This window comes from Moraxella equi, assembly GCF_002027555.1.
Classification (GTDB): Bacteria; Pseudomonadota; Gammaproteobacteria; order Pseudomonadales; family Moraxellaceae; genus Moraxella; species Moraxella equi.
Map to the genome: position 1 here is coordinate 1 of NZ_MXAP01000187.1, position 1,075 is coordinate 1,075.

Sequence of the window (1,075 nt, forward strand, 5' to 3'; positions counted from 1 at the left end):
ACACTCTAACCTTTGGGGTGCTTTTTATGGCAAAATACACAACCGACTTTAAACTGTCTGTCATAGCATATTATCTAAACAGACACAGCTACAAACAAACCGCCAAATACTTTAACTTAGACCACAAAACCGTAGAGCTATGGGTTAAACTCTACCAAACACACGGCATTGATGGTATTAAAATACGAAACACCAAAGCCATCTATGACACCGCCTTCAAACTAAACGCAATCAAACAACTTCAAAATGGCAAATCCTTAACCAAACTTGCCATAGAACTTAACCTACCACAACCTTCTTTACTGTCCAATTGGTTAAAGTCTTATCAAACCTTTGGTATAATGGGCTTAGAACCCAAACCCAAAGGCAGAAAAGCAATGTCAAACAAGCACAGCACCAATAAAAGCAAAACAAGCAAAAACAAATCAACAAGCAAAGCTAAATCCAACTGGCAAAACAAAGCTGACAAAGACAAAACCCAAGAGGAACTCATTACTGAACTACAAGGGTTGCGTATGGAGCTTGATATCCTAAAAAAGTTAGATGCCTTAGAGCGTCAACAACCAAACAAACCATTATTCATAAAGTAATGGTCATTGACGAACTAAGGCACAGCTACCCATTGGTTAACTTATTGGCTTATCTTGGTGTGCCACGAGCAACCTTTTATTACCACCTTAACAAAGCCAAAGAACCTGACAAAGACCTTGACCTAAAAGAACAAATCAAACACATCTACCACACCCACAAAGGCAGATACGGTTATCGTAGGATTACATTAGAACTTAACAACCAACTTGGTGGTCAAGACATACTCATCAACCACAAAAAGGGACAACGCTTAATGCAACAGATGGGCTTAAAAGCCAACATCAGACAACAAAGACATAAACCCTATTCATCCTATCAAGGTGAACACCAAGATAAAATTAAAGAGAATGTCCTACAAAGAGACTTTCAAGCCACAAAGCCTAACCAGAAGTGGGCAACAGACATCACGGAGTTTAAGGTCATTATTAAACAAGGTAGCAACAAGCATCATAACGACAATAAAGTAATAGAACAAAAACTCTAC

2 protein-coding genes are annotated in these 1,075 nt (G+C 38.5%); both read left to right on the plus strand.

The annotated features are described in order from the left end of the window. A partial coding sequence (locus tag B5J93_RS13105; protein WP_079326766.1) for a helix-turn-helix domain-containing protein occupies positions 1 to 590 on the plus strand: 590 nt, incomplete at its 5' end. Then, positions 590 to 1,075, plus strand: a 486-nt coding sequence (locus tag B5J93_RS13110) for an IS3 family transposase (RefSeq protein WP_143823563.1), incomplete at its 3' end; no start/stop codon positions are given. The genes B5J93_RS13105 and B5J93_RS13110, both read left to right, overlap by 1 nt.